A 13,556-nucleotide genomic window follows, 5' to 3' on the forward strand; every position below is an offset into this window, starting at 1 on the left:
TCCGTGATGGGACCTGTCAGGCCCCGGGGTGCACGGTGGCCGCGCAGTGTTGCGATATCGACCATCAACACCCCTGGCATGACGGGGGCGAGACCACAGCAAGCAATTTGTGGGCGCTGTGCCGGAGGCATCACCGGATGAAATCCCACGGCCACCTGACCCCACCCACACCAGAAGACAAGCACAAGGCGCACCCACCTCAGCGAGGGAGCCCAGCTAAACTTCCATCAGGTAAGAGGCACCCCGACCGGGGCCAACACAGATCCCCGTCACGCCACCACCGACACCCACCAGCCCTGGCCGAGCCTGCCCTGGGAAAACCCACCATGTTTTGGGCACCCAGCACCATACCCATCAAGTACTAACAGGCACCCGCAGGGGAGCCGGGAGGGAGAGCGCCTCCCGGCAAAGAAATGTGCTCTGTTAGAGGTGTCGTTCGTCTGGGCCGTTGTACTCGCTCAGTGGGCGGATGAGGGCGTTGTTCGCCCGCTGTTCCATGATGTGCGCGGTCCACCCCGTGATGCGCGAAGCGATAAACAGAGGAGTGAACATCTCCGTGTCGAAGCCCATCAGGTGATATGTGGGACCAGCCGGGTAGTCGAGGTTGGGTTTGATGCCCTTAGCCTCATCCATGGCCGTCTCCAAACCGTCATAGAGACCCATGAGTTCACCGCGGCCATAGTGCTCCACCATGGCATCCAGCGCTTCCTTCATCGTCGGCACACGGGAATCGCCATGCTTGTACACTCGGTGTCCGAAGCCCATGACCTTGCGCTTCTCAGCCAAGGCGTTCTCCATCCAGGCCTTTGAACGCGCGGCAGCTTCCTCGCGAGTCTCCTCCTTGCGGATCCCGATTTCCTCGAAAGTGTGCATCACCGCCTCATTGGCCCCACCGTGCAGCGAACCCTTCAGTGCGCCGATAGCTGCCGTCACTGCAGAGTGCAGATCCGCCAACGTCGAGGTGACTACCCGAGCAGTGAACGTCGAGGCGTTGAAAGAATGCTCCGCATACAAAACCATCGACACGCGGAAGGCATCCACCACCTCTTCAGGTGCTTCCTCACCAAAGGTCATCCACAAGAAGTTCTGCGAATAGTCCAAGTCATCGCGAGGCTCCACCAGCTCCTGGCCCCGTCGACGCCGCTGGTCATAGGCGACAACCGCAGGGAAAGCCGCAAATAACTTCTTAGCCTTCAGCAACTCAGTAGCACGGTCGGAGTTCTCCGAATCCGGATCGTTCGCGCCCATCACCGACACCGCAGTGCGCCCCACGTCCATGGGGTGGCAATCAGTCGGCAACAGATCAATAGCCTGGCGCACATTCGGCTCCAATGCCCGGTGACTACGCTCAAACTCGACGAACTCCTTCAGCTCATCCTCGCTTGGCAGATCCCCATTCCACAACAGCAGAGCGACCGCCTCAAAGTTCAGCTCAGCGGCCAGCTGCTGCACCGGGTAACCCTGGTAGAGCAAAGAGTTCGTCTCCGGATTCACCTTAGAGACAGCCGTATAGTCGGCTACGACGCCGGCTAGTCCCTTATACACAGTGGTCTCAGTCATCCTTGGGCTCCTTCATCATTAAAACGTTCCGGCACATCGAAGTCGAAGATCCCGGCATCAAAGCTGCTGTAGGACTCATAGTCCACCAGCTCGTAGAGCCGTGCACGAGTCATCATCTCCTGTACCGCGGGTTCTTGGGTACCCTCTGCAGCGAGTGTGTCCAACGTGCGCTCAACTGCTCCCATAGCAGAGCGCAGTGACGTCACCGGATAGATGATCAGTGCCACCCCCGCGGACGCCAGCTGATCACGAGTGAACAGTTCAGACTTGCCGAACTCGGTCATGTTCGCCAGAACCGGCACATCCACCGCCCTGCACATGGCCTCGAATTCGCTCAGATCCTTCATCGCCTCCGGGAAGATCGCGTCAGCACCGGCGGCCACGAGGGCCTTTGCGCGGTCCACCGCCGCGTCCAAGCCGTCGGCCGCGCGAAGATCAGTCCGCGCCATGATCAGGAAATTCTCGTCCCGCCGGGCTGCAGCCGCTGCGCGGACCCGCTTGCTCGCAGTCTCCGCATCCACGGTGGCTTTGCCGTCCAAATGGCCGCAACGCTTTGGGTTGACCTGATCCTCAATATGGCAGCCGGCCAAACCCGCGTTCTCCAACTCATGAATGGTCCGCGCCACGTTCATCGGCTCGCCAAATCCCGTGTCCGCATCGGCAATCGTCGGCAGATCCGACATTCTGGCGATCTGCCCAGCCCGCTGCGCAACCTCCGTCAGTGTGGTCAGTCCAATATCCGGCAGACCCAGCTCATTGGCCAACACCGCCCCGGAAACATACAGGCCGTCGAACCCCTTCTCCTGAATGAGCGGGGCGCTCAGCGGAGTGAAGGTACCCGGAAACTGGCGGGCAGCCCCGGGTGTAAGGATCTGTCGCAGATGGGCGCGCTTCTGCTCAGGTGTGGTCTTCGCGTACAACATCAGAACAACCCCTTGGGGGAGGCAGCGAGGTCAACGACGCCGCCAGCAGCCTCAATATTGAGCCCCACCAGTTCATCGGCGGTGAGTTGGGGCAGTCGCTGCGCAGTTTCCAGGAAACGGTCGGCCTCGGCGTCGTCGATGATGCCGGCAGCCAGGGAGCGGAACTTGGCAATGTACTGCTCACGGGCGAATGGCCTGGCACCCAGTGGGTGGGCATCCGCCACAGCGATCTCGTCGGTGATGGTGCGTCCGTCTGTCATGCGAATCTCTACAGAACCGCCGAATGCCTTTTCCGAAATGTCCAGCGAGTGATAGCGGCGGGTCCACTCCGGGTCCTCCTCAGTGGTGACCTTGTGCCACAGCTCCACAGTGTCTGGGCGTCCGGCGCGTTCGGGTGCGTAGGACTCCCCGTGGTGCCAGCTGCCGTCCTGCAGTGCCACCGTGAAGATGTACGGAATGGAGTGGTCCAGAGTCTCACGAGACGCCGTGGGATCGTACTTCTGGGGGTCGTTGGCCCCGGAGCCGATCACATAGTGAGTGTGGTGGCTGGTGCGGATCAGCACCGATTCCACATTGGCCGGGTCAGTGACCTCAGGATGTTCGTGGTGGAGCTTCCTCGCCAGGTCAATCCATGCCTGGGCCTGGTACTCGGCGGAGTGTTCCTTGGTGTAGGTGTCCAAAATTGCTCGCTTCGCCTCACCGGGTGCAGGCAGCGGGACCGTGTACTCGGCGTCCGGGCCATCCAGGATCCACGCGATGACCCCATCTTCACCTTCGTAGATCGGCACTGGTGATGTTTGGCCGCGCATGGCACGGTCAACGGCCTCCACCGCCATTTTCCCGGCGAAAGCGGGGGCGTGGGCCTTCCAGGTGGAGATTTCACCCTTGCGTGACTGGCGGGTGGCCGTAGTGGTGTGCAGAGCCTGACCCACCGCCTGGAAGATCGTCTCAGTGTCGAGCCCCAGCAAAGTGCCGATGCCAGCTGCTGCCGAGGGGCCCAGGTGGGCCACATGGTCAATCTTGTGCTTGTGCAGGCAGATTGCCTTGACCAGATCCACTTGGATTTCGTAACCGGTGGCCAGACCGCGGATGACATCAGCACCGGTCCGTCCCGTGTGCTGCGCCACGGCGAGAATCGGCGGGATGTTGTCGCCCGGGTGGGAGTAGTCCGCGGCCAGGAAGGTGTCATGGAAGTCCAGTTCGCGCACTGCTACGCCGTTGGCCCACGCTGCCCACTCAGGGGAGGACCGCTGGTTGATGCCGAAGATGGAGGCGCCTGTGCCGTTGGCGGAGACCGGGTGGTCCAGGGCCTGGGCGCGAGCGGAGACGATGGGCGCACGCACCAGGGAGGCAACCGCCACGGAGGCGTTGTCGATGACCCGGTTGATGACCATCTCGGTGACATCGTCCTCAACGGCCACCTCGTCTACGGCGACCTGGGCGATCTTGTAGGCCAGTTGGTCTTCTCGGGCCAGATTGTCCTTGCTGGGGTGGACCCGGACGTTGTGTTCGATCATGGGGTGAGGTGTCCTCTCATGGTGACGGTACCGGTTCTGTACGGCGCAGTTCGGAAATATAAGCCAGGCTTCGGCGCAGGTGGAGACTTGTGGCCGCTTCGGCCATCTGGGGGTCACCAGAAGCGATGCCCAAACAAATGTCGCGGTGCTCAGCGGCAGATTCGGCGAGTCGCTGCGGTTGGTCCTTGGCTAGGCGTCGCACCCGAATCAGGTGCACGCGGAGGTTGGCGAGCATCGTGCTTAGGTAGCGGTTACCCACCGAGGTGTCGATGGCCTCGTCCATTCGGGCTGCCAGTTTGTAGTGGCTTTCGGCCTCAGGTGCTTCTTGGGCGTGCCGGAACTCTTCGGCCAGGCCCGCGAACACCTCTGGCGTGCCGCGTTGGGCGGCCAGTCCCGCAGCCTGCGTCTCTAGGGGAATACGCACCTCGAAGAGCCGGTCGACGTCTTCAAGGGAGATGTCGCTGACTACAGTTCCGCGACCGGGCTGCTGAATGGCCAGCCCTGCTGCCACCAACCGGGAAAAGGCCTCCCTAATGGGAGTGCGGGAAACACCGAGCCGCTCAGACTGCCCCACCTCACCCAAGACCGTCCCCGGGGCCAGACGACCCTCGAGGATCTCATCCTGCAGCGCCGTGTAGGCCGCGTCACTTGCTCGCATATCTCAAGTGTATACAACTAGAGCTTATCTGAGCACCCCGGCCCACGAAATCTGCACTATTTGAGGTCACTCTGAGGTTTTCTGTATACACCGTGAAGTGTGGCGGATACACTAACAGTGACTGACGCCACATCACTGCCGCTGTGCGAAGGAGCTCCCATGTCCCCATCCCGTCCCTCCGCTTCCTATCGTGAGACTCACCGCAGATCGATCACCGAGCCTGAAGGCTTCTGGCTAGAGGCCGCGGCCGGGCTCGAATGGGAGAGCTTTCCCACCACGGCAGTGGATGACTCGGCGGCCCCGCTCTACCGGTGGTTCCCCGACGGCAAACTCAACATCACTCGCAATGCCCTGGACCGCCACATCGAGGCCGGCAATGCTGACCGAACAGCGTTGATTTACGACTCTGCGGTGACGGAGAACTCCCGCAGCTACACCTATGCCGAGCTCTTGGATGAAGTCGCCGCCGCCGCCGGCGCGCTGCAAGCGCTTGGCGTTGGCTCAGGGGACCGGGTTCTGCTCTACATGCCGATGATCCCCCAAGCGGTCATCTCAATGCTTGCCTGCGCCCGCTTAGGTGCGGTCCATTCCGTGGTATTCGGAGGATTCGCCGCCAAAGAGATCGCAGCTCGGATCGACGACGCCGCCCCAGACACCATCATCACCGCCACAGGTGGCATGGAGCCCTCCCGACGCATCGAATATCTGCCAAAAGTGGCAGACGCAGTCGAGCGCGCTCAGCACCAGGTCCGCGACGTCGTCGTCGTTCACCGTGAGGGGTTCGAGTCCAGTGTGGAGGAGGTCTCCGCGCAGACTGAAGCTGCGTGGCATGACTGGGATACGGTGACGGCGCAGGCTGAACCCGCCGGGGCCGTCAGTGTGGAGGCGACTCACCCGCTCTATGTGCTCTACACCTCCGGGACCACAGGCAAACCCAAGGGCGTGGTGCGGGACCAGGGCGGGACTGCGGTGGCGCTGAATTGGTCAGTTCCGGCGATCTTTGATGTCGGGCCGGGCCAGACCATGCTCACCGCCTCAGACGTCGGCTGGGTCGTGGGACATTCCTATATCGTCTATGGGCCGCTCTTGGCCGGCGCCACCAGTGTGCTCTATGAGGGCAAACCCGTCGGCACCCCCGATGCAGGCGCGTTCTGGCGGATGGTCGAGCAGCACCGGATCACCTCCCTCTTCACCGCACCGACCGCACTGCGCGCCATCCGCAAGGCGGACCCGGAGGCCTCAGCAGTGGGTGAGTATGACATCTCCAGCCTGAAGTATCTCTTTTCTGCAGGGGAGCGGCTGGACCCTGAGACGCAGCGGTGGATCGGTCAGGCGCTCAACGTGCCGGTGATCGACAATTGGTGGCAGACCGAGACCGGCTGGCCGATCGCCGCAAACCCGGTGGGTATTGAGCAGCTTCAGGTTAAAGAGGGTTCCGCGACCCTGCCCATGGTCGGTTATGACATCGCGGTCCTCGACCCGCTCGGAGAGCCGCTGCCCGCCGGCCAGGAGGGCAATATCGCCATCAAACTGCCGCTTCCTCCGGGGACCCTCTACTCCCTATGGGGTGATGACGCCCGGTACGTCGAGTCCTACCTCAGCGCATTCGACGGTTACTACACCACCGGAGACTCCGGTTACCTCGACCAAGACGGCTACCTCTTTGTCATGGGCCGCACCGACGACGTCATCAACGTCTCCGGTCATCGGCTCTCCACCGGTGAGATCGAGGCCGCGGTCGCGGAACACCCAGCTGTTGCCGAATGCGCGGTGATTGGATTGGCTGATGAGCTCAAAGGACAGCGCCCCGCAGGCTTCCTGGTGCTGAAGACCGGCGTGGACATCACCGAGGACCAGTTGCGTGAGGAGCTGGTCGCCCATGTGCGCTCAAGCATCGGTCCAGTGGCCGATTTCAAGGAGGTCGCGGTGGTGCCTGCCCTGCCGAAAACCCGTTCCGGGAAGATCCTGCGCAAGACCATGCGGCAGATCGCCGACGGTAAGGACTACATCGTGCCATCGACTATTGAGGACGCTGGGGTGATCGAGGATCTCCTCCCTGTGCTGCGCAGAAACCTGTAGGGGTTGAACCTGCACCTTGCTCGAAACACATCAGGCGGTAATCTGGTCTGGACATCGACAGCCGTCGCATCAGACCACACCGGAGGGCCGCACGTGAACGCCGATCAGCCGCGAACGCTCTTCACCATCCAAGGTGAGGCGATCATCGGCCCTACCGGCCGTCCCAAACATGACTTCGCGGACCCCGAGCCGCTGGCAAGTCACGGCCCGGCACGAATCATTGCGATGGTCAACCAGAAGGGTGGGGTCGGCAAGACCACCTCAGCCATCAACCTTGCTGCAGCACTGGCCGAATACGGGCGCAAGGTCCTCATGGTGGACTTTGACCCTCAGGGTGCGCTGTCCGCGGGTTTCGGTGCCAATCCGCACGACCTCGAAACCACCGTCTACAACGTGCTCATGGAGAAGGACATCACCATCCATGACGCCCTCGTCTCCACCCATGTGCCCGGCGTAGACCTGCTGCCAGCCAATATTGATCTCTCCGCCGCTGAGGTGCAGCTGGTGACCGAGGTCGGCCGCGAACAGGTTCTCCAACGCGCTCTGCGTCCGGTCCGCAACGACTATGACGTCATCATTATCGACTGCCAGCCCTCACTGGGACTGCTGACAGTCAACGCGCTCACCGCCGCCCACGGGGTGCTCATTCCACTTGTGGCTGAGTTCTTTGCCCTGCGCGCGGTCGCACTGCTGAAGGACACCATTGAGAAAGTCCAGGATCGTATCAACCCGGACCTGGAGATCGACGGTGTGCTGGTGACCATGGTGGATCTGCGTACAACTCACTCCAAGGAAGTCATCCAGCGGATCGTGGAGGCATTTGGAGAGAAGGTCTTCGAAACGGTCATCAAACGGTCAGTAAAATTCCCCGACGCCACCGTGGCCGCAGAACCGATTACCAGCTATGCGGCTAAACATGAAGGCGCTAAGGCCTACCGCCAGCTGGCTCGCGAACTCATTGGCCGGGGATGCTCGCCGTAAGCACCGTCGACTCGGAATCTGAGACCGCATCCGGCTTCCAGGTGAGCGTGGACGGTTTCGACGGCCCGTTCGATCTGCTCCTGGGGCTCATCGCCAAGCGTCGGATGGACATCACCACTGTGGCTCTCGCCGAGGTGACCGATGAGTTCATCACATATGTGCGCACCCTGGACGCGGAGCGCGCGCTGGATGAGTCCTCCAATTTCGTGTTCGTAGCTGCCACTCTGCTGGATATGAAACTGGTGCAGCTGCTGCCCGGGTCTGAGGTTGAATCCGAAGAGGACATCGCCGTCTTAGAGGCCCGGGACCTGCTCTTCGCCCGCTTGCTGCAGTTCAAGGCGTTCAAACAGATTGCTGAGCAGATGGGCGCGGCGGTGGAAAACAACTCCGGCCGGTTCCCACGCCGCCCTGGAGCACACCCAGATATGGCGAACCTCCTGCCCGAACTGGTGTGGAAGACCACCCCGGAAGACCTCAAGGACTTGGCCGAACGCGCCCTGCTGCGGCAGCAGATGGAACCAGACCATGTTGGTATGGATCACCTGCACACCCAGACCGTCAATATTCAGGCAGAGATGGCAGGGATGGCGCAGCAGCTCCGAAGCGCAGGCTCATGCCGGTTCCAGCAGCTGGTCGCGGGTGCGGAGAGCCGGCTGGTCGTGGTGGTGCGGTTCCTGGGCCTGCTGGAACTCTTCCGTGACCGGACCGTGGAGTTTGACCAGCAGGTGCCGCTGGGGGAGCTGATCATCAGCTGGGCAGGAGATCAGAACGACGACGCCGCCGCAGCGGCAATTGCCAGAGCAGCCGCGGAGTGGGACGCAGCGGAGACTCACGGTGCTGCGCAGGACGGTGGGCCATGAGCGAGTCCCATAGTCCCAACCCAGCCCTGGAGGAGGCGGACTCAGATCATCTGGTGTCCCATGGGGAGTATCTCGCCGCTCTGGAAGCAGTGCTGATGGTGACCGAAGAGCCGGTGACACCAGCGGAGCTGGCCGCCGCCGTTGACGTCCCCGAGCACCAGGTGGTGGTGCTGCTGGATCAACTGCGGGCTGAGGCTGATGGTGCAGCCGGAGGCAGACAGCGCGGCTATGAGTTGCGCGAGGTCGCTGGCGGCTGGCGGTACTACTCGCGGGCACGCTATGCCGAACAAGTCTCGGCGTTCGTCCTTGGCACCCAGACATCCAGGCTATCGGCCGCGGCACTGGAAACTCTCGCAGTCATCGCCTACCGACAGCCAGTGGCCCGGTCCGCGGTTTCCGCGATCCGCGGCGTCAATGTGGATGGTGTGGTGCGCACCTTGGTCCAGCGCGGCCTGCTGGATACCGCAGGGCATGATCCGGTCACTGGAGCCACGCTATATGTCACCACATCACAGTTGCTGGAGCGGCTTGGCCTGGATTCACTGGCGGACCTGCCCCAGCTTTCACCCCACCTGCCAGGGGTCGAAGACCTTGGAGAGCATGACCGCCCGCCGGTATGAGGTTGCCGGGCGAATTCTGGGCCACTGCTGGACGGTAGGATTGTCCGCATGACTTTTTCGGGGAAAGACGGCCGCAACCCCACGCCGCAGCGGGCCACCAGGGCTGCCCGCACCCCCAAACCAGGCTCTGACGGCGGACCCTTCGCCCACACCAAACCAGAGCGGCTGATCTCGGCCCAACCCAAGCCAGTGAAGATCCGAGCTGATGAGGCGGAGGCGAACTTCCGCGCCGTGCACCAGGAAGACGGCACCAGACTGCAGAAAATCCTGGCCCAGGCCGGGGTTGCCTCCCGTCGCGTCTGTGAAGATCTCATAGCCGAAGGCCGCGTCACCGTCGGTGGCAAAGTGATCGTCGAACCCGGCGTGCGTGTTGACCCGGATACAGTGTCAATCCATGTCGACGGGGTTCGAGTGACCCTGGATGTGGAGCACCGGTATGTGATGTTCAACAAGCCAGCGAAAGTCATGACCACTATGCGCGACCCGGAGGGCCGGCGCTGCGTGGGGGACTTCCTGGATGAGAGCATGCGTGAAGCCCGCCTGGTCCACGTCGGACGACTGGACTATGAAACTGAAGGTCTGCTGCTGCTGACCAATGACGGTGACCTGACCAATAAGCTCACCCACCCCCGCTATGAGGTGCCGAAGACCTACATGGTTGAGGTACAGGGACAAATGCCGGTCAAGGCCGCCAAACAGCTCCAATCTGGGATCGAACTTGACGACGGCCCGATAGCCGCAGACCGGTGCTGGGTGTTGGGCTCCACCGGTTCGCGCACCATGGTCGAAGTTACCCTGCATTCAGGACGGAACCGGATTGTCCGGCGGATGTTCGAGCACATCGGCTTCCCGGCAACACGGTTGGTGCGCACCGCCATCGGCAAGATCGTCATCGGAGATCAGCCCCAGGGCGCTCTGCGTGACTTGGAGAAGCAGGAGATCGGTCATCTGCAGGACCTAGCTGGGGGCGCACAGAATGGGTGAACCGCGTGCGAAGGTCTTGATCCGCGGCACAGGACTGCTTGGCACAAGCATCGGCATAGGTCTGCGCGCCGCCGGCCACCAGGTGTGGCTCTCCGACCCCTCACCCACCGCTCAGCGTATCGCCGAGGATGTGGGCGCAGGCACCTCATGGTCACCGGAGGACGCGGCCGAGCTGGTCGTGGTCGCCTCCCCTCCAGAGGTCACGGCCCAGGAAGTGGCCGAGGCACTGCAGGCGCATCCGCACAGCGTGGTGATGGACATAGCCTCCGTCAAAGCTGCTGTTTTGAAGGATCTGCTGGTCTGGGCTGAGGACGGCAGCCACGCCCTCAGCCTGGGCGATATCAGACGGTATGTGGGGACACACCCCATGGCTGGCCGGGAAAAGTCCGGGCCGGTGGCCGCACGTGGGGAGCTGTTCACCTCCATGCCCTGGGTGATCTGCCCAGCGGAGGATCCGCGCACCGGAGAGCAGATCTCTGATCCGGAAGCGGTGGACACTGTCACTGCCCTTGCACGCCGCCTAGGAGCCAGCGCGCACAAAATGAGCGCGGTCAAACATGATCAGTCGGTAGCGCTGATCTCTCATCTGCCGCAGATCGCTGCCTCATTGGTGGCCTCACGGCTCCAACAGGCTGAATCGGGCGCATTGGCGCTTTCCGGCAACGGACTGCGCGATGTCACCCGTATCGCGGCCAGCGACCCGAACCTCTGGGTGCAGATCCTCAGCGCGAACTCAGCCCCCGTGGTAGAGATCCTCTACGGAGTGCGTGAGGACGTCGAACGGCTGATCAGCACTCTGGAAGATCCTGCCGCACCGGGTGGTCATGCGGATATTGCTCAACTGATTGCCGAGGGGAACTCTGGTGTGGCCAGAGTGCCGGGCAAACACGGGGCACCGCCGCAGTCGTTCGCCCAGCTCACTGTTATCGTTGACGACCGGCCTGGGCAGATCGCCGCTGTGCTTAACGACGTCGCCGAAGTCGGCGTCAACGTCGAAGACCTTCATATGGAGCATTCGGCCGGCCACCAAGTCGGTATGGTGGAACTGTCTGTGCTCCCCGCCCGCCGCGACGAGCTGGCTGAGGCGCTGACGACAATGGGATGGAAGGTAGTTCTTTCGTGAGTACACATACTGATGAGGCGCCTCCCGGGGCCCCGCAGTACACCGGGCGTATGGTGATCGCTGTGGATGGACCCTCGGGGTCCGGTAAATCCAGCGTCTGCCGCGCCGCAGCCTCCGAATTGGGCGCGGCCTATCTGGACACCGGGGCAATGTACCGCGCCGCCACCTGGTACTGCCTCCAGCAGCAGGTAGACCTCGATGACCATGATGCGGTTGAGGTGGCCGTTGAGGAACTCCCGCTGAACATCTCCACCAACCCCGACCACCAAGTGATCACCGTCGGACAGGCAGACGTCACAGACGCAATCCGGGATGCCAGCATTTCCGAAAAGGTCTCCGAAGTGGCGACAAACCCCAAGGCTCGGGCACTGCTGATCGCCTCCCAGCGCGGCATCATTGACCGTGAGGGTTTCATTGTGGCCGAAGGGCGGGACATCACCACTGTGGTGGCCCCGGACGCACAGGTCCGCGTGCTGCTGACGGCTTCCGCTGAAGCCCGACTGCGCCGCAGGGGAGCCCAGATGGGCGGCACCCAGGATGCTGAGGCGTTGAAGCGGCAGGTCCTAGACCGCGATACCAAGGACTCTGCGGCGTCGAACTTTACCGAGGCCGCCGATGGCGTGGCCGTCCTGGACTCCTCAGATCTGAGTTTCCAGGAGACAGTTGATTCACTGATTAGCCGGGTGCAGCTTGCCCAGGGAGCACGGACCTGATGGCGCACGATTCGCAAGACACCGGCGAGGACTTTGTACCTACCGGAGATGATGAGAAGCTCGCCCAGCGGCTTGCTGCGATCACCGAAGAAGAGGCCGAAGCCCGTGCCGCCGCACTACGCGCTGGTTTGGAGGACTACGAACTCGACCCTGAAGACTCAGCGCTGCTGGACATCGACGACGACGACGTCGAAGACCGCCCCTATGTGCCCGCCCCGCCGGTGCTCGCCATCATCGGGCGCCCCAATGTGGGCAAATCCACGCTGGTCAATCGGATCATCCGATCCCGTGAGGCTGTGGTGGAGGACGTACCTGGTGTGACCCGTGACCGGGTGTCCTACCCGGCGGAGTGGAACGGGCGGGACTTCACCCTGGTCGACACCGGCGGCTGGGAAGCCGACGCCAAGGGACTCCACAAACGCGTCGCCGAACAGGCCGAACTGGCCGTTGATGAGGCTGACGCCGTGGTGTTTGTTCTTGACGGTCTGGTCGGGGCGACCGCGGTGGATGAGGCCGTCGTGAAGATGCTGCGCCGGAAGAAAAAACCAGTGCTGCTGGTGGCCAATAAGATCGACTCCAACGCGCACATGTCTGAGGTGTACCCGCTGTGGAACCTCGGCATGGGGGAGCCCTTCCCCGTCTCGGCCCTCCACGGCACCGGAACCGGCGACCTGCTTGACGCTGCCCTGAAACATCTGCCCAAGACTGCCCAGCACGGGGGTATGGTTCCCCTGGGCGGACCGCGTCGCGTGGCTCTGGTCGGCCGGCCCAATGTGGGCAAGTCATCACTGCTGAACAAGCTCGCCGGTGCCGAACGTGTGGTGGTGGACAAGGTCGCCGGGACCACGCGGGACCCGGTGGACGAGCTGATTCAGCTCGGTGGTGAGGAATGGACCTTCGTTGACACCGCAGGGATTCGGCGACGTCAACATATGGCCTCCGGTTCCGAGTACTACGCTATGCTGCGAGCCCAACGGGCCCTGGAGCGCGCTGAAGTGGCCGTGATTCTGCTCTCTGTGGAGGAGCCTGTCAGCGAACAGGATGTGCGGATCGTTCAGATGGCTCTGGACTCCGGCCGCGCTGTGGTTCTTGCGTTCAACAAGTGGGACCTCTTGGACGATGAGCGTCGCTACTACCTGGAGCGGGAAATCGAGCGGGACCTAGCGCATATCTCCTGGGCACCCCGAGTCAATGTTTCTGCGCTCACCGGATGGCATAAGGACCGGCTGGCTCCTGCTCTGCAGCGGTCGCTGCAAAATTGGGAACAGCGGATCCCTACCGGACGGTTCAACGCATTCCTCGGCGAGCTGGTCGCGGCGCACCCGCACCCAGTGCGCGGTGGTAAACAACCACGTATCCTCTTCGGCACGCAGCCCTCAACGCGTCCGCCGACATTCGTGCTGTTCACCACCGGTTTCTTGGACCCCGGCTACCGGAGGTTCATTATCCGCAGGCTTCGGGAGACCTTCGACTTCAGCGGAACCCCGATTCAGGTGCAGATGCGCGTCCGGGAGAAGCGCAAACGCCGCTAGAGTCCG

Annotated in this window: 13 protein-coding genes; 9 read left to right on the top strand and 4 right to left on the bottom strand. The window is 62.6% G+C overall.

Going from position 1 to position 13,556, the window contains the following annotated elements:
* Positions 1-35 precede the first annotated feature (35 nt).
* Positions 36-365, top strand: a complete 330-nt coding sequence (locus FH975_RS17015; protein ID WP_407938607.1) for an HNH endonuclease — start codon at positions 36-38, stop codon at positions 363-365.
* Positions 366-423: 58 nt separating this feature from the next.
* On the opposite strand, the gene FH975_RS00065 is transcribed toward FH975_RS17015, so the two are convergent.
* The 4 genes from FH975_RS00065 to FH975_RS00080 are packed head-to-tail and all read right to left on the bottom strand — an operon-like array spanning position 424 to position 4,658.
* A complete protein-coding gene (locus tag FH975_RS00065; protein WP_162319533.1) occupies positions 424-1,560 on the bottom strand; it encodes a bifunctional 2-methylcitrate synthase/citrate synthase in 1,137 nt (378 codons plus the stop codon).
* Positions 1,557-2,483, bottom strand: a complete 927-nt coding sequence (gene prpB, locus FH975_RS00070; RefSeq protein ID WP_153077400.1) for a methylisocitrate lyase — start codon at positions 2,481-2,483, stop codon at positions 1,557-1,559. Before prpB ends, FH975_RS00065 begins: the two co-directional genes overlap by 4 nt.
* Complete coding sequence (locus FH975_RS00075; protein ID WP_162319534.1) at positions 2,483-4,000, bottom strand: MmgE/PrpD family protein; 1,518 nt, start codon at positions 3,998-4,000, stop codon at positions 2,483-2,485. Before FH975_RS00075 ends, prpB begins: the two co-directional genes overlap by 1 nt.
* Positions 4,001-4,016: 16 nt before the next feature.
* Positions 4,017-4,658: a GntR family transcriptional regulator gene (locus FH975_RS00080; protein ID WP_162319535.1), complete on the bottom strand. Its 642-nt coding sequence runs from the start codon at positions 4,656-4,658 to the stop codon at positions 4,017-4,019.
* Positions 4,659-4,817: 159 nt separating this feature from the next.
* Between FH975_RS00080 and FH975_RS00085 the strand changes: the two genes are divergently transcribed.
* The 8 genes from FH975_RS00085 (at position 4,818) to der (ending at position 13,550) form a co-directional block, all read left to right on the top strand.
* Positions 4,818-6,737, top strand: coding sequence for an acetate--CoA ligase (locus tag FH975_RS00085; protein ID WP_162319536.1), 1,920 nt, complete (start codon positions 4,818-4,820; stop codon positions 6,735-6,737).
* A 93-nt stretch (positions 6,738-6,830) separates the two neighbouring features.
* Positions 6,831-7,718: a ParA family protein gene (locus tag FH975_RS00090; protein WP_162319537.1), complete on the top strand. Its 888-nt coding sequence runs from the start codon at positions 6,831-6,833 to the stop codon at positions 7,716-7,718.
* Positions 7,706-8,578: a segregation and condensation protein A gene (locus FH975_RS00095; RefSeq protein WP_162319538.1), complete on the top strand. Its 873-nt coding sequence runs from the start codon at positions 7,706-7,708 to the stop codon at positions 8,576-8,578. The genes FH975_RS00090 and FH975_RS00095 overlap by 13 nt, the downstream gene beginning before the upstream one ends.
* Entirely contained in the window at positions 8,575-9,198 is a 624-nt protein-coding gene (gene scpB, locus FH975_RS00100; protein ID WP_153077406.1) for an SMC-Scp complex subunit ScpB, read from the top strand. Before FH975_RS00095 ends, scpB begins: the two co-directional genes overlap by 4 nt.
* 48 nt (positions 9,199-9,246) lie before the next feature.
* Positions 9,247-10,182 (top strand): pseudouridine synthase, encoded by a 936-nt coding sequence (locus FH975_RS00105; RefSeq protein ID WP_153077407.1) that lies wholly within the window; start codon positions 9,247-9,249, stop codon positions 10,180-10,182.
* Positions 10,175-11,305, top strand: a complete 1,131-nt coding sequence (locus tag FH975_RS00110) for a prephenate dehydrogenase (protein ID WP_162319539.1) — start codon at positions 10,175-10,177, stop codon at positions 11,303-11,305. The genes FH975_RS00105 and FH975_RS00110 overlap by 8 nt, the downstream gene beginning before the upstream one ends.
* A 50-nt stretch (positions 11,306-11,355) precedes the next feature.
* Positions 11,356-12,018, top strand: a complete 663-nt coding sequence (gene cmk / locus FH975_RS00115; RefSeq protein WP_162320007.1) for a (d)CMP kinase — start codon at positions 11,356-11,358, stop codon at positions 12,016-12,018.
* Positions 12,018-13,550: a ribosome biogenesis GTPase Der gene (gene der / locus FH975_RS00120; protein WP_162319540.1), complete on the top strand. Its 1,533-nt coding sequence runs from the start codon at positions 12,018-12,020 to the stop codon at positions 13,548-13,550. The genes cmk and der overlap by 1 nt, the downstream gene beginning before the upstream one ends.
* Positions 13,551-13,556: the final 6 nt, after the last annotated feature.

Origin of the sequence: Nesterenkonia haasae, assembly GCF_010119385.1 — a bacterium.
Classification (GTDB): Bacteria; Actinomycetota; Actinomycetes; order Actinomycetales; family Micrococcaceae; genus Nesterenkonia; species Nesterenkonia haasae.

Bases quoted from the DNA above. Each gene is read 5' to 3' on its own strand.
- prpB (WP_153077400.1), bottom strand. From the start codon at position 2,483: ATGTTGTACGCGAAGACCACACCTGAGCAGAAGCGCGCCCATCTGCGA.
- FH975_RS00080 (WP_162319535.1), bottom strand. From the start codon at position 4,658: ATGCGAGCAAGTGACGCGGCCTACACGGCGCTGCAGGATGAGATCCTC.
- FH975_RS00075 (WP_162319534.1), bottom strand. From the start codon at position 4,000: ATGATCGAACACAACGTCCGGGTCCACCCCAGCAAGGACAATCTGGCC.
- FH975_RS00095 (WP_162319538.1), top strand. From the start codon at position 7,706: ATGCTCGCCGTAAGCACCGTCGACTCGGAATCTGAGACCGCATCCGGC.
- cmk (WP_162320007.1), top strand. From the start codon at position 11,356: ATGGTGATCGCTGTGGATGGACCCTCGGGGTCCGGTAAATCCAGCGTC.
- FH975_RS00065 (WP_162319533.1), bottom strand. From the start codon at position 1,560: ATGACTGAGACCACTGTGTATAAGGGACTAGCCGGCGTCGTAGCCGAC.
- der (WP_162319540.1), top strand. From the start codon at position 12,018: ATGGCGCACGATTCGCAAGACACCGGCGAGGACTTTGTACCTACCGGA.
- FH975_RS00085 (WP_162319536.1), top strand. From the start codon at position 4,818: ATGTCCCCATCCCGTCCCTCCGCTTCCTATCGTGAGACTCACCGCAGA.
- scpB (WP_153077406.1), top strand. From the start codon at position 8,575: ATGAGCGAGTCCCATAGTCCCAACCCAGCCCTGGAGGAGGCGGACTCA.
- FH975_RS00110 (WP_162319539.1), top strand. From the start codon at position 10,175: ATGGGTGAACCGCGTGCGAAGGTCTTGATCCGCGGCACAGGACTGCTT.
- FH975_RS00105 (WP_153077407.1), top strand. From the start codon at position 9,247: ATGACTTTTTCGGGGAAAGACGGCCGCAACCCCACGCCGCAGCGGGCC.